General features: G+C 65.6%; 14 protein-coding genes. 5 read left to right on the forward strand and 9 right to left on the reverse strand.

What is annotated here, in order from left to right; genetic code table 11:
* Positions 1–113: 113 nt before the first annotated feature.
* A complete protein-coding gene (locus QP552_RS18275) occupies positions 114–1,007 on the reverse strand; it encodes an NAD(P)-dependent oxidoreductase (protein WP_111113069.1) in 894 nt (297 codons plus the stop codon).
* 98 nt (positions 1,008–1,105) lie between these two features.
* Positions 1,106–2,017: a S41 family peptidase gene (locus QP552_RS18280; RefSeq protein ID WP_286074262.1), complete on the reverse strand. Its 912-nt coding sequence runs from the start codon at positions 2,015–2,017 to the stop codon at positions 1,106–1,108.
* Positions 2,018–2,066: 49 nt separating this feature from the next.
* Between QP552_RS18280 and QP552_RS18285 the strand changes: the two genes are divergently transcribed.
* Entirely contained in the window at positions 2,067–2,531 is a 465-nt protein-coding gene (locus QP552_RS18285) for a MarR family transcriptional regulator (RefSeq protein WP_049429458.1), read from the forward strand.
* Between the two features lie 196 nt (positions 2,532–2,727).
* Positions 2,728–3,021 (forward strand): KGG domain-containing protein, encoded by a 294-nt coding sequence (locus QP552_RS18290; RefSeq protein WP_106548866.1) that lies wholly within the window; start codon positions 2,728–2,730, stop codon positions 3,019–3,021.
* Between the two features lie 11 nt (positions 3,022–3,032).
* On the opposite strand, the gene QP552_RS18295 is transcribed toward QP552_RS18290, so the two are convergent.
* Positions 3,033–4,505, reverse strand: coding sequence for an MFS transporter (locus tag QP552_RS18295; protein ID WP_286074264.1), 1,473 nt, complete (start codon positions 4,503–4,505; stop codon positions 3,033–3,035).
* A gap of 126 nt (positions 4,506–4,631) precedes the next feature.
* Here QP552_RS18295 and QP552_RS18300 point away from each other — a divergent pair, with 126 nt between their 5' ends.
* The gene (locus QP552_RS18300; RefSeq protein ID WP_286074265.1) at positions 4,632–5,261 is read left to right on the forward strand and encodes a TetR/AcrR family transcriptional regulator; all 630 of its coding nucleotides are present in this window, start codon (positions 4,632–4,634) and stop codon (positions 5,259–5,261) included.
* Between the two features lie 15 nt (positions 5,262–5,276).
* On the opposite strand, the gene QP552_RS18305 is transcribed toward QP552_RS18300, so the two are convergent.
* Both QP552_RS18305 and QP552_RS18310 read right to left on the reverse strand, forming a co-directional pair.
* Positions 5,277–5,627, reverse strand: coding sequence for a VOC family protein (locus QP552_RS18305; protein WP_286074266.1), 351 nt, complete (start codon positions 5,625–5,627; stop codon positions 5,277–5,279).
* A 156-nt stretch (positions 5,628–5,783) separates the two neighbouring features.
* Positions 5,784–5,984 (reverse strand): hypothetical protein, encoded by a 201-nt coding sequence (locus QP552_RS18310; protein WP_005411162.1) that lies wholly within the window; start codon positions 5,982–5,984, stop codon positions 5,784–5,786.
* A 188-nt stretch (positions 5,985–6,172) separates the two neighbouring features.
* Between QP552_RS18310 and QP552_RS18315 the strand changes: the two genes are divergently transcribed.
* The gene (locus QP552_RS18315) at positions 6,173–9,529 is read left to right on the forward strand and encodes an autotransporter domain-containing protein (RefSeq protein WP_286074267.1); all 3,357 of its coding nucleotides are present in this window, start codon (positions 6,173–6,175) and stop codon (positions 9,527–9,529) included.
* Between the two features lie 116 nt (positions 9,530–9,645).
* Here the strand turns inward: QP552_RS18315 and QP552_RS18320 are convergent, their stop codons facing one another.
* From QP552_RS18320 to QP552_RS18335, 4 genes are all read right to left on the reverse strand, one after another.
* Entirely contained in the window at positions 9,646–10,008 is a 363-nt protein-coding gene (locus QP552_RS18320) for a hypothetical protein (RefSeq protein ID WP_286074268.1), read from the reverse strand.
* Between the two features lie 17 nt (positions 10,009–10,025).
* Positions 10,026–10,406 (reverse strand): hypothetical protein, encoded by a 381-nt coding sequence (locus QP552_RS18325; RefSeq protein WP_286074269.1) that lies wholly within the window; start codon positions 10,404–10,406, stop codon positions 10,026–10,028.
* A gap of 66 nt (positions 10,407–10,472) precedes the next feature.
* Positions 10,473–12,974, reverse strand: coding sequence for an RHS repeat protein (locus QP552_RS18330; protein ID WP_286074270.1), 2,502 nt, complete (start codon positions 12,972–12,974; stop codon positions 10,473–10,475).
* Between the two features lie 344 nt (positions 12,975–13,318).
* The gene (locus QP552_RS18335; protein ID WP_005411167.1) at positions 13,319–13,771 is read right to left on the reverse strand and encodes a PA2169 family four-helix-bundle protein; all 453 of its coding nucleotides are present in this window, start codon (positions 13,769–13,771) and stop codon (positions 13,319–13,321) included.
* Positions 13,772–14,311: 540 nt separating this feature from the next.
* Between QP552_RS18335 and QP552_RS18340 the strand changes: the two genes are divergently transcribed.
* On the forward strand, positions 14,312–17,146 hold the full coding sequence (locus QP552_RS18340; protein WP_286074272.1) for a TonB-dependent receptor: 2,835 nt from the start codon (positions 14,312–14,314) through the stop codon (positions 17,144–17,146).
* Positions 17,147–17,249: the final 103 nt, after the last annotated feature.

The following is a 17,249-nucleotide window of genomic DNA, read 5'->3' on the forward strand; positions in this document are numbered from 1 at the left end:
CCGGCGCAGGAAGCGCACCGGGTTAGCGGCCGCCTGCCAACGAGGTTGAGGCGACCGCCCTACACATTCCTGAATGCACTCAGGGACGGGACAGGAACCCGCCCCGGCGTCCCCTATTCGGCCACCCGGTCCTTGATCCACTCCGCGCGTGGCAACACCTCGATGCTGCCTGCGGCGTACTGCTGCAGCACGGCGTCCGGCCCGAAACGCGGCTGCCACCCCAGCTCCCTGCGGATGCGGGCGCTGTCGTAGACGCGGTCGACGCTCAGCGGCAACGGCCAGCCGCGGCGCTCGAACTCGGCCAGCAGCTGCGGCACGCGCCGGGCCAGTACGTTGCGCGGCTGGGTGGCAAGTTCCAGGCAATCCTCGCGCCGGAACGGGGTCGCTGCGCAGGCGATGTAGCGGGCGAAGGCCGGCCCCTCATCCAGCAGCAGCGCGGCATGGGCACTGGCCACGTCACGGGCGTCGATCCCACGATGCAACCGGAACATCGCCATCCGTTCCGGCGGTTCCGGGAAGCAGCGCCCCATCCGCAGCACGCGCACGCCGAAGTCCGGTCCGGCCGCAGCTTCAGCCAGGGCCTCGGCCTGCAGCTTGCTGCGGTGGTAGATCGTTCGCGGCAACGGCTCGGTATCCTCATCGATCCAGCGGCATCCTCCTGCCACCACCGCGTGGCCGTACAGCGCGGTGGTACTGGTCAACACGAACCGCCGCGCGCCTGCCTCGCGCGCCGCCTGCAGCAGGTGCGCAGTCGCGTCCACATTGATCTGCTGGAACACCGCGTCCGGTACCAGGCCAACGTGCGGCGCATGCAGGGCCGCGGTATGGATGACCGCGTCGACGCCCTGCACCGCGCGCACGACGGCTTGATGATCGGTGACATCGGCAATGATGCGCGTGGTGGCGAACGGGCTGCGGTCCAAGCCCACCACTTCATGGGCAGCCGCCAGCGCGCCGAAGATCGCGCGCCCGATCCGCCCGGAACTGCCGGTCAACAGAATCTTCATTGAGTCCATTCACTCGAAGCGCCCGGGAACTACCGGGATGCCTCGATTCTAGGCATGCAACGGCGCATCTGCGATAGGACAAGCGCGCAACTGTGCGTTCATCTTGACGACTTCGGCGGAGCCAGCAGTTGGCGCGCGATGAACAGCGGGTCGTCGCCGCCTGCCACGTCAGGCGCGACACCGTTCCGTTCCCAGTTGCCACCGGTGCGCAGATTGATCGGTTGCCGGTCCGGAATGCTGATCTGATAGCCGTCGGGCAGCAGCACAGCATCATCGAACATATGTGCGGCACCGCCACTGCGGCCGCCGACGATGCGCGCACGCCCCAGCGCCTGCAGCGAATACGCGACGAACTCGGCCGCCGAGGCGGTGCGGCGGTCGATCAGTATCACCAGCGGCTTCAGGTACAGCGGAAGGCTTGCTGGCGGCAGCGGCACCGGGGTACGCCGGCCACGTTGCTCCAGCGCCTGCACTGCGGTGACACCCGGCTCCAGCAGGGTCCGCACCAGCAGGTCGGCGCTGCCATCATCACCGCCTCCGTTCTGGCGCAGATCCAGCACCAGGCCCTCGGTGTCGGCCAGCAGGGTGAACGCTGCCGCGAGCCTGGGCCGTGCCAGATCGAGCGGATAGAAGGTGCTCAGCCGCAGGTAACCGATATTGCCTTCCAGCACCCGTACCTCGCGCACGCCCGCACCATTGCTGCGTGCATCCGCACGCCAGGCCATCAGCCAATCGTCCTGGCCGGCGCCGGCATCCACCCGCTCCACATGGAAGTGGCCGTCGAACACGTCCAGATCCTGGTTCAGGCGCGCACTGAAGCCCTTGGGGTCCGTGCAGCTGTCCACATAGCGCTGCTGCCTCGACCAGTCACGCAGTGCATCGGCGATGCGCGCGCCTCCGGCCACGTCCAGGTACTGCGCCTGCACCGCGGTGGCCGCTGCCTGCAGCACGGCGTCCTGCGCCGGACAGGTGGCCGCCAGCATCGCGCCCAGCATCCAGGAAACCGCCATGACCCCACCCCGCATTGATGATATGTAAGTGCTTATATATCATCCCGACATGGATCTCCAACATGCCTCTCTGGGAACATTGCTGCGCGCCCTGCTGGACCAGCTCGATCCGGCGGTCGAGCAGGCCTATCGCGACCTGCAGCTGGACTACCGCCCGCGCTACACCCCGGTGCTGCGCACGCTGATGGCGCAGGGCCCCTGCCGCATCAAGGATCTGGCGCTCGCCTGCGGGCTCAGCCATTCGGCACTCAGCCAGACGGTGGCTGCGATGGTGCGCGACGGCTGGCTGCACGCCGTCATCGGCGAAGACAGCCGCGAGCGCATTCTGCAGCTGAGCCCACACGCACTGCAGGCACTGCCGGCGCTGCAGGCGCAATGGCAAGCCACCGCGCGCGCCGCACGCAGCCTCGATGCGGATCTCGGCCAGTCGCTGGAGCAGGTGCTGCGCGAAGCACTGCAGGTTCTGGAGCAGCGGCCATTCGCGCAACGCCTGCGCGACGCCCGCCGGCGCTGACACTGCGCCGTCGCCGATGCCTCGCCTCCTCGTGGACGGCGGCTCCCGCTGCATTCGCCTGAATGGCCACGCCATCAACCGCGTGCGCACGTGGCGTGAAGGCCATGGCGAGGATGGCGACCTGGACTTAGCACGCGTTGGCCAAGCATGGGCGCTGCCGTTGACGACGGCGCCGACCCTGCAGCAGGAGAATCCCATGACCGACCAGAATCACCGCTCCAACCGGGGCTTCGCCTCGATGGACCAGGATAAACAGCGCGCGATCGCCGCCAAGGGCGGGCGCGCGGCGCACGCCTCCGGCAACGCGCACGAGTTCAGCCCCGACGAAGCGCGTGCTGCAGGCCGCAAGGGCGGCGAAGCGATCAGCCGCGACCGGCAGCACATGGCCGCGATCGGACGCGAAGGTGGGCACGCACGCCACGCCAATGCACGCCAGCAACAGCAGCAGATCGAGCACGGTGCAGAGGATCCACAGCCCCAGCAGGGGTGAACCCCGCACGGTCAGGCCGGGGCGCGCTGCCGATACAGCCCAAGCGCCACAAGCAGGGCCAGCGCACCCGCAGCCGCCATCGCCCAACCGAACCCGCTGGCCATCGCACTGCGGTACCACGTCAGCACCTGCGGCGTGGTATGCATCGAGCCTGGGTGCAGGATCAGGTCACGCGCCTGCGCAACAAGCCGCTGCTGCCCTGCGGCCTGCGCGGATGCGGCGAACTGCTGTACGGCACGCTGGCCCATCAGGCTGCCCAGCAACGCGATGCCCAGGCTCATGCCGGCCTGGCGCAGCGCGTTCATCGTGGCTGAGGCAATACCTGCGCGTTCGGCCGGTGCGTTGGCCATGATTGCCATGCCGGTCGCCGGCACTGCCAGCCCCATTCCAATGCCAAGCAGCATCAGCACGGCACTGGCATAAGCGCTCGAAGTAGCCGGTGCGAACGTGGCCATCACGCACAGCGCCACCCCGGCCAGAGCGTAGCCCAGCGCCAGCGCAGCATGCAGGCCGAGGTGGGCGACCAGACGACCGAACAGCAGCGAGACAACCCCCATCAACAGGAACTGGGGAGCCAGCTGTGAGCCCGCCAGCGCCGCACCGTGTCCCTGTGCCTGCTGGAAGAACAGCGACAGGAAGAACAGGCTCGCATAGGCGGTGAAGCCCAGTACGAACGAGGCCAGGTTGAGCATGCCGAAGCGACGGTCGGCAAACAGCTCCAGCGGCAGCAGTGGGCGTGCCACCCGCCGCTCGACGATGCCGAACAGGATCAGCCCGGCAGTTGCGGTGCCCAGCGCCAGAAGCGTCACCGGGGCCAGCAGGCCATGCTCGCCGATCGCGATCAGACCATAGCACAGCGCGCCCAGCGCAACGATGCTGAGCAGCTGCCCGGCCGGATCCAGTGCAGCGTGCTGCGGGTGCCGCCGCTCGGCAATGCCCCAGGCGCCAAGCACAAGCGCCAGCAGCCCCAAAGGCAGGTTGATCAGGAAGATGCTGGGCCAGCCGGCGCGCTGCACCAGCGCACCGCCCAGCAACGGGCCGAGCACCAGTGCCAACGCGCTGAAGGCGGACCAGCCACCGATCACGCGAGCACGCTGGCGTGGTTCGGGAAATGCATGACTCAGGATCGGCATCGCACTGGGAATCAACAGCGCACCTGCCACGCCCTGCACCGCGCGCCCGGCGACCAGGGTCGAAAGATCCTTGGCACAGGCGCACAGCAGCGAGCCCAGGGTGAAGGTGGCGACGCTCAGCAGCCACATCCGCCGATGACCGTAGCGATCCCCCAGCGGACCGGCTGACAGCATCAGCGCTGACAGTGCGATCGCGTAGGCGTTGATCACCCACTGCAGGCCTGCCATGTCGGTCTGCAGCGCCTGCTGCAGGGTTGGCAGGGCCACGTTGACGATGCTGATGTCCAGCGAAGCGAGGAACGTACCGAGGTAGGCCGCCATCACCAGGGCGGGCCGTTGCAGGCGTTTCATGCGTGGATCCCGGGGGAGGATGTGCGCGCATCCTAGCGATTGACTGACCGTCGGTCAATGACCGACGGTCAGTCAGTACGCAAAGACCGCTAGAATGGCGGCCGTCACACCCGGATACCGCCCACCATGCAGACCCCAGCTGTCGCCAGGCCTCGCACCAAGCCCGCCGAAACCCGCCAGGAAGAACTGATGGACGCCGCGCAGGCGTTGTTCCTGTCGCAGGGTGTGGACGCAACCACCATCAGCGACATCGTCGCCGCGGCCGACGTGGCCAAGGGCACCTTCTATACCTATTTCGCCTCCCGCACCGAGATCCTGCAGGCGCTGGCGCAACGCTACACGCGGCAGTTCATGGAAGAGGTCGAGCAGGCCGTGCAGCATCACCCTGCCGGTGATGGCGCAGCGCGCCTGCGCGCCTGGATCCGCGCCAACATCGAGATCTACGTGCGCACCCACGCGTTGCATGACGTGGTGTACGCCAACCATCACCACCACCAGCGCGGCAACGCCGAGCGCAACGCGATCCAGCAGCAGCTACTGGATATCCTCGAAACGGGCAACGCAACCGGACTGTGGCAGCTGCCCGCTCCACAGGTCACCGCCTCGTTGATCTATGCCGGCGTACATGGCGCCACCGACGACCTGATCGCCACACCGGCACAGGATGCCGATGCCTTCATTGCCGCCGTGGAAGCGAATTGCCTGCGCATGGTCGGCGTTCCAGCAGCTACGACGCGCGGCGGCAGACGCCGCTGAAGCAACGCTCCCCGCTCAGGTGTGGGCGAGAATGTTCAACAGCCGCCCGAACGGGTCGCGGACGAAAAAGCGACGCACGCCCCAGGGCTCGTCGGCCGGGCCATACTCCAGCGGGATGCCGGCTGCGCGCATGCGCGCCAGCACCTGCTGCAGGTCGTCCACTTCGATCGACAGGTCGGGCACCGAGGTGCCGGAACCCCCTTCGCTGGCAAAGCTCACCTGTGCCAGCGCACTGCCCTGCCCGCCATGGGTGACGATCCACCCATGATCCATCACCACCGGCATGCCCAGCAGCCCGCCATAGAACGCTGCGGCACACGCCGGGTCAGGCGTGGCGATGTTGGCGACAATACGTTTGACGGCCATGTGCAGCGGCTCCGATGCGATTCCCCATCCTCGCCGTTGCGTGCATGGCCCGCAAGCGGGCTCGGGCCAGATGCCCGCATCGCCAACGGAGACGATCGCTGAAACAGAAGAGCCCCGTCGATGACGGGGCTCCACGTACGGCTCAAACGGCGCGACTCACACGCCCATGCACAGATCGACCACGCAGGTGTTGTACGCCTGTTGGCATTCACCGGCATCGGTGCCACTGGCCAGGCACATCTGATAAGCCCGCCAGCAGGGCTGGTCGCAGGGCTCGACCGGCCCAGCCACCGCGACCGAACCGGTACACGCCAACGCGAATACCGCCACTGCGATCACTTTCCTGACAACACGCATCGCCATCACTCCTTGATAAGCCTGGTGAGCCCAGGCCGGCCCACGTTAGCGAGGACATGGGGAGACGAAGTGAAGCCATCTGTCACACACACTTAACCCGTTCACAATTTTCCTTTCATATTCATGGGGGATATCGCCGCAGATTGGCGTTAACGGCCTTGTTGTCCGTCCATCAAGGAAGTTGCCCGATGAATCACCCGCTGCACGGCCGTTCGTCCCACTCCCGCTCCCCGCTGCACAGCCGCCTCGCCCTGGCCGTGTCCAGCGCCCTGTTGCTTGCCGCTGCATCGCCCGCCATGGCCAGCGAAGCGCTCGACGCATGGCAGCAGCAGCGCCAGCTGCAGGCGGCCTGGGCACAGCCCGCCGTCAGCGCGCCTGCAGCACCGACGGCCACCACGCCAGCGGCAACCGGCACCGCCCTGCTCGGCAATCCGGGCGATGCCGCCAGCTGGCGCAGCGATGAATTCAACGCCGACTGGGGACTGGGTGCGATGGGCGCCGACTACGCGTATGCCCGCGGCCTGACCGGCAAGGGCGTGCGCCTGGCGCTGTTCGACACCGGCTCGGCACTGGCTCACCCCGAATTCGCCGGCCGCAACACCTCCAGCATCACCATCGGCCCGAACTGTGCGTCACCTGGAACCGTCGGCGGTACCGGCGCGTGCAGCCAGACACAGGGTGACCAACCGGGAATCAACTACTACACGCTCGGCACTGGCGTGCCTGCTTCCCTGCAGGCCACCATCATTGCCGCAGGCCGTGAATGGGGCTTCCGCTATGCCGATCACGGTACGCATGTGCTGGGAACCATTGGTGCAAACCGCAACGGCACAGGGATGCATGGCGTCGCCTTCGGTGCCGATCTGACGACCGCTCGCGTGTTTGGTGACACTTACTACGAGTGGAAGCCTCAGACGGGCGGAGGCTACCTGCCTGAAGCTGTGGAACGCACGGACCCCGATGGTGCTGCAAGGCTGGACATGTACGCGCAGCTGCAGGCACAGGGCGTGCGTGCCATCAATCACAGCTGGGGCATCTCCACCCGGAACATGACCGTCGCCGCGCTGGATGCACAGTACGCACGCATCGGCGCCGGTTACGACGTATACGGAAGCATCTACAAGGACAGTGCGAACGCCCCTGCTTCGCAGTTGATCCAGGTCTGGTCGGCCGGCAATGGCAGCGGCGCCGTCGCGGGTATCACCGCGGCCTTGCCGCGCTGGAAGCCGGAGATCGAGCCTTACTGGCTGGCCGTCGCCAACGTCCGCCAGCCCAATGCAGCCAATGGCGAAACCGACTACGTGATCAACGCAGGCTCGAGCATCTGCGGCGCTGCCGCCAACTGGTGCATTTCCGCACCGGGAACGGCAATCCTGAGCACCATCGTTTCCGGTGACATCCAGGGACGGCTGGAGAAGACCGCAGACTACGTACGCCTTCTCATCGACAGCCAGAATCCCACGTACGACTACGGCCGGAAGACCGGTACTTCCATGGCCGCCCCCCATATCACCGGCGCACTCGGCCTGTTGATCGAGCGCTTCCCCTATCTGGACAACGCCCAGGTGCGCGACGTCCTGTTGACTACCGCGCGCGATCTCGGTGCCGCTGGCGTCGACCCGATCTATGGCTGGGGCATGGTTGACCTGCGCAGGGCCATCGAGGGCTATGGCTCGCTGCGCGTGGATACCAACGTGGTGATGAACCAGAAGGCCGGCGGCCTGAAGGTGTGGGAAGGCGATGCCTGGGACGACTGGACCAATGACATCGGCGGCCCCGGCAAGCTGACCAAATCCGGTATCGGCTGGCTGCGCCTGAGCGGCAACAACAGCTTCAACGGCATGGTGCTGCGCGAGGGCACGCTGGAGTTGAACGGCACCAACACCCTCACCTCCGCGGTCGAGGTGCAGGCCGGGCAGTTCCTGCTCAACGGCAGCCTCGTCTCCACCGCACTCACCACCACCGGTGGCGTCAGCACAGTCAGCGCCAGCGGCGTGCTGAAGGACGGCAACCTGACCGTCAACGGCGGCGTGGTGTCCTTCAATGGCATGCAGAGCGGCGGCACCACCACGGTCGGCAGCAACGGCCTGCTGAAGGGTGTCGGCACGTTGGGCAGCACCCGGGTGGACGGTACCATCGCCCCCGGCAACTCGATCGGCACGCTGACCATCAACGGCAACTACGTGCAGGGCCCGACCGCCGTCTACGCCGCCGAACTCGCGCCTGGCGGGCGCAGCGACCAGTTGCACGTGACCGGTACCGCCACCCTCGGCGGCACGCTGGTCGCCTTGCCGGAACCGGGCATCTATTATCTCGGCGAGCAGTTCAACTTCATCCGCGCCGACGGTGGCATCAACGGCCAGTTCGCGAAAACCGACTTCAGCGCGTTCTCGCCGTTCCTGAAGTTCAGCCTCGCCTACGGTACCAATGGCACCCGCATCGACGTGGCGCGTGGCGCCACGCTGGCCAGTGCGGCCACCACGCCGAACCAGCTCGCGGCAGCGACGGCCGCCGATCTCCTGGCAATCAGCCAGGGCCTGCCCAAGCCGCTGACCCAGCTGTTCCCACAGCAGGTTGGCGGCGTGCTCGACGGCCTCAGCGGCGAACTGCACGCAGCCACGCCGCTCGCACTGGTGGAGGGCAGCCGCTACGTACGCGATGCCGCGCTGTCGCGCCGTGCAGGTGCGGTCGCGCCGGGCGCCGATGCGGGTGACGCCACCGGCGCCTGGGTGCAGGCTCTGGGCGGCAACAGCAAGCTGGACGGCAACAGCAACACCGCCCGCACCGAAGCCAACAGCAACGGCCTGCTGGTCGGTATCGACCGCGAGTTCTCCGGCTGGCAGGTCGGCGTGCTGGCTGGCACCGGCCGAACCGACGTCAAACAGCAGGCGCGTCGTGCCAAGTCGAAGATCGACAACACCCACTTCGGTGCATATGCCAGTCACAACTGGGGCGGCTTCGGCCTCCGTGGCGGCGTCGCCTGGAGCAAGCACAAGGTGAAGAGCACCCGCGATGTCGACTTCGCAGGGTTCAGCGACAGCCTGAGTGCACGCTACAACGCGCATACCCGCCAGGCCTTCATCGAAGCCGGCTACCGCTTTGGTGGCCCGGAAGCCGGCCTGGAACCCTACCTGCAGGTCGCGCGCGTGGAGGTGGACCTGAAGCAGATCAACGAGCGCGGTGGTGCAGCCGCCCTGCACGGCAAGGTGGACGACACCGGCACCACGATCGCCACCGCTGGCCTGCGCTTCGACAAGGGCCTGAAGGCATCGTTCCAGCAGGACAGCTGGCTGCATCTGCGTGGTGGCGTGGGCTATCGCCGTGCCTCGGGCGACCGCAGCCAAGTGGGCAACCTTGCCTTCGCCAACAGCAGCACCACGTTCACGGTCGAAGGCGCGCCGATTGCCGACAGCGCCGTGGTGGCCGAGCTGGGGCTGTCGGCGTGGCTGACCCCGCGCCAGCAGCTGGAGCTGGGTTACAGCGGCCAGTACGGCAGTGAAAGCCGCGACCACAGCGCCAACGTGCGCTGGTCGGTTCGTTTCTAGACGCGTGTTCTCTTGACGGTTTGGGGCGGCCTCAAGGCCGCCCCTTTTTTATCCACGCCCCGGGACCATGCGCGATAGCCCCAGGATCATCGCGTCCTGCATCCATCCGTGGAGCGTCACGCGTGGATGAAGATCGACTGGAGCCGGGTCGCCCAACCATTGCACCCGGTGGAGTTGAAGGCCTCGAGCCGGACATTCTTCCCCGATGTCAGCGCTGCCAACGCCGCCGCGTAGGCTTCCTTTGCACCCGGCCGGGACATGTCGATTGCAAAGGTATCGGTATTGCAGAAAGCCGTACTCGAAACATGCACGTACACAATTCCCGCCGGGCCGTCCATGTACGGCCGCAGCGACAGAATCGTCATCTGATCGCTGGTTGGCTCCGCCTTCAGTGGTGCAGACAGGCACAAGGCCAACGTCAAGGCCAACCCCGCTCCCAATCTCCTGCGAATACCCGGCGTCGCGTCATTCATCATCATGTAGTTCCCCTGTGGATTCAGACATCAGGCAGCGTCACGGCCCTCAACTGCATTGTCCCCGAGATGCAGCCGTCGACACGCAACCCGACACGCAGCTTGTTCTGCCAGGCGATGAGCAGCATCGACACCATCTCCCTCTGCATCGGATGATCATTGAGGAGAATGAAGCGATTGCCGGCACCACAATCCGAGCCCGCGGGAAGCACACCTTGCGTCACGAGGTAGAACCCTTCCCCGCCCCAGCCCGTTGCGACGGATACGATCCGATGGCCTTCCAGATTGTAAGGCTCTGCTTCTGCCGTTGAGGCCAAGCCAGTTCCCAGCACGGCAACCAGCGTCAGCAGGACCTTGCCGCCGATGGCGCCACGCAGGCGCGATACAGCACGTACTCCGTCCATGTTCTTCGTTCCCCTGTCATGAATAACCGGTTGCCGCTGCGCTGCGGCCCACGCAGTCCGCTACGCTCAGCCCAGCAGCAGCTGGTACAGCAGAGGCACGATGTCGCCCTGCGGACGCTGGACATGCGAGACATCGGACACCGGCGTGCAGCTCCCCGTGGCGCCGCAGGCAAGTACGCGATACGCATAGCTGGTGGCAGGGCGTGCTGCAGACGTCCAGTTCGCCGCGTTGCCTTCGTAGACCGTGGTCCAGGTCACCCCGTCCACGCTTTCCTCGACGACGTAGCGGACGGCAGAGGCCACAGGTGACCAGCCAACGAAGTCCTTCGCCGCCGGCGAATGCCGCATCGGCACCGCCGCCTTGGCGACCAGGCTCCCGCCCAGGGTGATGTAATCGGTCCGCTTGTCCTCGCGCTCGCTCGCCTGGTAGCGGAGGACGCCGGCGTGGTCGTACATCGAGGTGATCCGTCCGAGCGACGAATCCGTCTGCGTGCGGCGTCCGTCAGCGTCGTAACGATAGCTCTCGGAACCTGCCGCCGTACGCAGCCGGTTGCCGAAGTCGAAGGCGAACTGCTGTCCGTTCTTCGCCCGCAGGTTGCCCTGCGCATCGTAGGCCAGGCCGACCACGGTCGCCCCACCGCAACCGTTGACCTTCACGTTGGTCAGGCGCCAAGCGTTGTCATAGCAGTAGTGATGGTCACGGCCGAGAATCGTCACGCGCGTGAGGTTGTCCAGCGCGTCATAGCTGTAGCTCGCCGAGCCGAACATGGGCGAGGAAGCCGAAACGAGCCGATCCAGCGCGTCGTAGCCCAGATTGCGGTTGCCACGCTGGTTGCGGCCCGTGGCACCGTCAGTGATTGCCACCACATTGCCGACCGCATCGTAGTCGTAGCCATCGCTGAGGATCCGGGTTGCGCCAAGCGCGTCCTGGCTTACATCCGGCAACTGGCGCGCGTTCTGCACCATCGTGTGGACAATACCGTTGCCATAGGTGAACTGACGGATCGCCCCGTTGGGGTAATAGCCCACGCCAACGGCGTAGGAACCCGCCTGCCCGGCCTGTCCCAGCGCGTTCGGCGCATACGCGACCACGTTGCCGGAGGGGTAGCGATGCGCGGACAGGTTGCCCAGTGCGTCGTAGGCATACCCCATCGCCAGCGCTTCGCCATCGGTGGGGCTCTGCACCTCACCGATGAGCATCCCGCGACGGTTGTACGCATAGCTGTTGTGCGTCTCCACCCCGGCGTTCAGCGTGGTGACCTGCTTGACCAGGCCATCGGGCCAGTAGCTCCAGCGCTGGTTGCCATTGCCGTCGGGGAACTGCAGCGATGCGAGCCGGTTGCGCGCGTCATAGGAACGCACCACCCGGCGGCCGCTCGCCGCGGCAACATCCTGGTTGCAGTTGCCTGCATCGGAAAGGTCCAACCCCTGCGCGCTTCCAACCGGGTTCGATGCGGCGTCGTAATCAAATACGGTGGCGCCGGTTTCCGGCTCGATCGTCTTGCACAGCCGTTGCGCCGCATCGTAGACATAGCGCCGGGTCGACGTCACCGAGCCATTGCCGGCCCTGCGGGTGATCGACGTCGGCTTGCCGAAGACGTCCCGCGGGATGTCCAGCACGGCTCCCTCTGCCAGTTCGATACGTACCGGCCAATCAAGCTTCGCGGCATCTGCACCGGTATAGGTCACGACAGTCGGAATACCCCTGGCATTGGTCGTGCGCACGCGCCGCCCCGGCAGGTATTCGGTTCTGCTGACCAGCGCGCCGATCTCGGAATCCTGGCTGACCTGGACCACCCGCCCCAGCGCATCGTACGTCGTACGGACGCCAGTTCCGGCGTCCTGGACCGCACCGACCCCCGCGACAGGATAGGACTGGAAAGTGACCCGCCCCTCCGTGTCATAGGCGGTCACCGAGGCCCGCTGCGTGCCGGCTTCATTGCCCGCGTCGTACTCGCGCACCAGCAATGGGCGCCACAGCGCATCGTAGTAGGTGACCTTGCGCGCATTGCCGGTGCTGACCGTCTGCCGCCAATGGCCGGCAGGAATGCCGTACTCGGCGCCGCCCACCTGGGCAAACTGTGTCGTGGTGGACGCCCAGTCCACCGTATCACCGTCGGGATAGTCGACCAGCGACATGCGCCCCATCGCGTCGTAGTCGTATCGCGTGGTGTTGCCCCGGCCGTCGGTGATCCAGCGTATCCAGCCATTGTCATCCACGCCGGCAGACTGGGACGAACCATCTGCATACTGGATGTTCCCGGGGATGCCTCGCTTCCAGCCGGACAGGCTCACCGCATTGCCACGCCCATCCACCACGGCGCGAACGGTACCGTCGCCGTTGTAGTGAATGGTCTGCTGGAGCTGGCCGAAGGCATAGATCCGCTGGGGCTTTGCGGTGGCCGGGTCATAATCCACCTGGGACTCGATCCTGCCCGTGTCCTGGTTGACCGACGTCCGGACCTGGCCAAGCACCCATCTCGACAGATCATCGTGATAGGTGATGACGTTCGTCTTGCTGTAGGACTGCGCCCCGGCACTTCCCACAAACGTGCCCAGCAACATCATCGCGGAAAGTGCATTAACTCGACGCATCGTCAGTGGACCTGTTCGCAATGGATGGCGATGGGACAACCAGGACCAGGTACCGGAAAGACCGGCGAGGCACACATCACGGCAAACCACGCACACGCAGAAAACCGGACGCGGCTGCATCCGGTTGGCGGTTGACGTTGATGATGGACGAAGCCCCCTTCGTCATGCCGTGCCTGTTCCCTGGACTCGGCCAAGTATAACCATGAAAACGGGGCGGGACGCCCGGCCCCTCGCAGCCCTTGCGGGCTGCGCAGGTTCCCGGACCATCATGCGCCTCCGGGCATCGACGGCCGCGATGGACCGCCCGGCGCTGGACCTCAGGCGGCCTTCATGGCGTGCTTGCGTGCCCGCATGACGTTGTGGCACTCCTGCACATCCGGCAGCAGCTGGGTCACTTCCTGGCGTACCGCCGGCGGCAGATCGTTGTCCTGCAGCACATCCTTGAACGCGCCCAGCAGGCGGTCTTCGGACTCTTCCAGTTCGGCCACGTAGCCATAGTTGGTATCACCAAACGCGGCGCGCACCTTGCCGTAGAACTGCTGCATCGAACCGACCATGGTGCCGTGCTCGGCCGGCTTGCCGCCGCTGGCGGCAACCGAACCACTCAGCGCCGCGACGATCCGCGCCTTGACCCCGGCGATACGGGTGAACAGTGCCGACAGTTCGGCATCCTTTACCTTCGTTGCGGCTTCCTCATAGAAGGACTTGCCATCGCGGGCGATCTCGATCAGGTCGTTGAGGCGATGTTCGATGGTGGACTGGGTGCTCATGGCGTCGCTCCTGTGTGCTCGAAAGTCAGTGGAGAATGGCAGCGCGATCACGCTGCCTTCGGTCACCACTCTGGACAGCTGCGCGTGCCGGCTGGGTGAGTACGAATTGATGCGTGCATCACCATTCGGAACACGTACTGACTTTTCATTCTTCGCATCAACGGCATTCACGAAACCTGAGCGCACGAAGCAGCTTTCATCACAGCGCAACGACGATGGCAGGGGGTGGCGGACGCGAAACCGCCAGAGTCAGCAAATACTCCCCGCAACACCTTCCGGTGTGTGCAACTGCGTGAGCGGTGTGCCTGCAGGCAGCAGGAAACAGGCCACATACTGAAGTTCCGCCGCGTCCAGGCATATGCATGAACCCTGCACCGGGCATGCATGCGTGCCGCCAACGACGCGCGAAGATAACGCGTCCATAACGCAGTTCAATTGTAAACGGGATGTTAGGTTCCTCTCGATTCCGGGTAACGGAATGCAGACCGGTCGTAGCGCCGCGCGCATTGCGACCACACAACGGATTTGGAGAGAGAAACAATGCACTACAAATACACTCTGCTTTCGGCAGGGATCGGCGCCGTGTTGGCTGCTGTTTTCTCGCCGGCTGCCAATGCACAGGATGACGCTGCGAAGTCACCCAAGAACCTGGACCGCATCCAGGTGACGGGGTCGGCGATCCGCAGCGTGGATGTGGAAACCCAGCAACCGGTGCTAGCCATCTCGCGCAAGATGATCGAGCAGCAGGGCTTCACCACCATTGCCGACGTCCTGCAGAACCTCACGTCGGCCGGCGCACCAGCGCTCTCGCGTTCGCGCACGCTGTCGTCCGGCGAAGATGTCGGCGGCAGCTACGCCAACATCCGCAACCTCGGCGCCACCCGCACCCTGGTGCTGGTGAACGGCAAGCGCCTGGGCGCCAGCACCAGCGGCCTGCAGGACCTGAGCCAGATTCCGATGAGCGCGGTCGAGCGCATCGACGTGCTCAAGGATGGCGCCTCGGTGCTCTACGGATCCGACGCCATCGCCGGCGTCATCAACATCATCACCCGCAAGAGCGTCGAAGGGCTGGAGCTTTCGGTGCAGCATGGCCAGTTCAGCCAGGGTGACGGCAAGGACAGCACGTTCTCGCTCGTTACCGGCGCGCGCGGCGAGCGAGGCGGTTATACGTTGGCCCTGGAGTACCAGAAGGCCGACCCGGTATTCGCCCGCGACCGCTGGTTCTCCAAGCATGGTGGTTCGGGGCCGGACTATCCGCGCGCAGGCTGGAGCGACCTCAGCCAGAACGGCTCCTGGTGTGATCCGGCGCTCTACAACTGCGCCACCGGCAACGCCGTGTTCAAGACACTCAATCGGGGGGGCGATCCGAAGAACCCGAACGACTACCATCCGATCACGCCGCCGGAGTACTCCAACGGCAACGAGCAGATGCATGTGCAGACCGGCATCGAGCGCCGGTCGCTGTTCCTCAGTTCCGACTATGCACTGAGTGACCAGATCACCTTCACCACCGATATCGGCTACAACGAACGCATCTCGGACCAGCAGATTGCCGGCTACCCCTACGAGTCAACCAAATTCGCGACGCCGCTGGCCGGCAACAGCGCGTTCAATCCGGTCGGCCATGACATCGCCTTCAACCGCCGCCTGTGGGAACTTCCGCGCACCACCGAAAGCAAGCTGAAGTCGCTGCGCGTGGCACCGACGCTGTCGGGCTACTTCGAACTTGCCAGCAAGACGTTCGACTGGGAAGTGGGCGCGCTGTTCAACCGCAACGAGGTGACCAAGACCGGCCGTGGTGACATGAGCCTGATCGCCTCGCGCCAGGCGCTTGGCCAGTCCTTCGTTGATGGCAGCGGCGTGGCACGCTGTGGCAGCGCAGGAGTACCGATCACCGGCTGCCTGGCCTGGAATCCGCTGCTGCCGTACGGCGTTGGCGGCGCCGGCTCGCTTGCCGACCCGGAACTGCAGCGCTTCCTGTTCCCCACGTTCACCGATACCGGCATCACCAAGACCCGAAGCTACTTCGCCAATATCTCCGGCCCGGTGCTGGAACTGCCGGCGGGCGAGCTCTCGGTGGCGATGGGCTACCAGTACCGCAAGGAAGAAGGACGCTACGTTCCCGATGCCTTTGCCCAGTCGCGCCAGAGCACCGCACTGGGGGCACAGACCACTGCAGGCGGTTACAGCCTCAATGAAGTCTTCGCCGAAGTGAACGTGCCGGTGCTGCGTGACCTTCCGTTCGCCAAGGAGCTGACCGTCAACGTTGCGGCACGCTATTCCGACTACAGCAACTTCGGCAGCACCACCAATGCCAAGGCCAGCTTCGCCTGGCGCCCGGTCGAGGAACTGATGGTGCGTGGCACCTTCGCCGAGGGCTTCCGCGCTCCCAGCATCTCCGACCTGTATGGCGGCCTTGGCACCAGCTTCGAAACCTATGTGGACCCCTGCGGCATCGGCGCCACCAACAGCGTCAACGGCAACGCGGCCTGCAACGCCGCCGGTGTTCCGCGTGGCTACGAGCAGCTGGCCCAGGGCCTGAAGCCCTGCACCAGCTACCCGTGCGCCACTCCGAACGAGTTCACCACGGGCTCGAACCCGAACCTGCGCCCGGAAGAGTCCAAGAGCAAGACCGTCGGCGTGGTCTGGAGCCCGCGCTGGGTCAACGGTCTGGACATCAACCTGGACTGGTACAGCTACAAGATCACCAACATGATCATCGAGGACAACGTCGATCGCATCCTCCGTGACTGCTACGTGCTGGGCAATGCCTCGCGCTGCGGCAGCGTCAAGCGTGCCGCTGATGGCCACATCACCAGCATGTTCTACGGCCTGACCAACCTCGGCGCGATGAAGACCGAGGGGTGGGACCTGGGCATCCGTTACCGCCTGCCGGAGTACGCGTTCGGTCGCTTCACCCTGGACCTGCAGAACAGCTACGTCTCCAAGTACGACGAGGAGAAGCAGAACTCGGCCGGTGACACCATCATGGACGGTCGTATCGGACGCCCGGGGGTGTTCCGCCTGCGCTCCAATCTCGGCGTCAACTGGCAGCTGGGCAACCTCTCGGCCCAGTACACGGTGCGCTACTACTCCGGGATGATGGAAAGCTGCATGCCAAACCGCCCCTGCACCGCGCCCGAACGCATCGCCAACGGCGAACCGGATGCCGTGCGCAGGGTCGGCTCGAACGCCTTCCACGACATCCAGGTCAGCTACAAGCTGCCCTGGGACGGTACCGTGGCAGTGGGCTCGAACAATGTGTTCGACCATCGTGGCCCGATCATGTTCTCCAAGCCGGAGAGTTCCTTCCCCTACTACGGCGGCTTCGATATCGGCCGCACGGTGTACGTGAAGTACTCGCAGCGCTTCTGACCGCAGCGTCCGTGCACGTGGCCGGCGGAAGGGGAGTTCCGCCGGCCACGCCGCACACAACCTCCACCCAATCTCCACGCTTCTTCGACCCAATCTCCAACAT

The sequence above is a fragment of the Stenotrophomonas sp. 59 genome (assembly GCF_030291095.1).
Classification (GTDB): domain Bacteria; phylum Pseudomonadota; class Gammaproteobacteria; order Xanthomonadales; family Xanthomonadaceae; genus Stenotrophomonas; species Stenotrophomonas maltophilia_Q.